The 1,250-nt window shown below is 66.4% G+C and carries 1 protein-coding gene; it reads left to right on the top strand.

Annotated elements, in window-relative coordinates:
* The coding region (locus ACFQS1_RS40465; protein ID WP_378978380.1) for a glycoside hydrolase family 43 protein at positions 1-1,250 on the top strand (1,250 nt) is incomplete at both ends.

The following is a 1,250-nucleotide window of genomic DNA, read 5'->3' as shown; positions in this document are numbered from 1 at the left end:
ATCTGGGCGTCGGCGTTCAACTACCGGCCGAGCAACAGCACCTATTACTGGCTGGGCTGCACCGAGTTCAACCGCACCTACGTGTACACGTCGGCGTCGGTCAGCGGCGGCTGGGCGAAGAAGGCCCGGATCAACAAGTGCTACTACGACGCCGGTCTGCTCTTCGACAACGACACCCCCTACGTCGCGTACGGCAACACCACGATCAGCGTCGCCCAGCTCTCGCCGGACCTGACCTCCGAGGTGCGGTCGCAGACCGTCTACCAGACCCCGTCGAGCATCGGCACCCTGGAGGGCTCCCGCATGTACAAGCGGGGCAACTACTACTACATCTGGGTGACCCGCCCCGCCAACGGCCAGTACGTGCTGCGCTCGACCAGCCCGTGGGGACCGTACGAGCAACGCCAGGTACTGCTCAACCTGCCCGGCCCGATCTCCGGCGGCGGGGTCCCGCACCAGGGCGGCCTCGTGCAAACCCAGAACGGCGACTGGTGGTACATGGCGTTCACCGACGCCTACCCCGGCGGCCGGATGCCCACCCTCGCCCCGATCAGCTGGAGCGGCGACGGCTGGCCGGTCCTGCAAACCGTCAACGGCCGGTGGGGCAACAGCTACCCGCGGCCCAACCTGCCCTGGCACCCGCTGGCCTCGATGACCGGGACCGACACCTTCACCGGCACCGCCCTGGGACCGCAATACGAGTGGAACCACAACCCCGACACCAGCAAGTTCAGTACCGGCAACGGGCTACGACTGTCCACCGCCACCGTCACCAACGACCTCTACAACGCCCGCAACACCCTCACCCGCCGCATCCAAGGACCCTCATCGACCGCGACCATCCAACTCGACTACACCAGCATGACCAACGGCGACCGCGCCGGACTGGCGATGCTACGCGACCAATCCGCGTGGATCGGCATCCGTAAAGACAACGGCACCACCCGGGTGTCGATGACCACCGGGCTGACCATGTCGACCAACGGCTGGACCACCACCGGCACCGGAACCGAACAAGCCGGCACCACCGTGTCCGGCGGCCGGATCTGGCTACGGGTATCGGCGAACATCCAGCCCGGCTCCGGCCGCACCGCCACGTTCTCCTACAGCACCAACGGCACCACCTTCACACCCCTCGGGCCCGCCTTCACGCTCAACAACGACTGGCAATTCTTCATGGGCTACCGGTACGGCATCTTCAACTACGCCACCAACGCGCTCGGCGGCTCCGTCACCGTCAACCAATTCGC

Source organism: Paractinoplanes rhizophilus (assembly GCF_042664765.1).
Lineage (GTDB): Bacteria > Actinomycetota > Actinomycetes > Mycobacteriales > Micromonosporaceae > Actinoplanes > Actinoplanes rhizophilus.
This window is presented reverse-complemented; position numbering and strand designations above follow the sequence as displayed.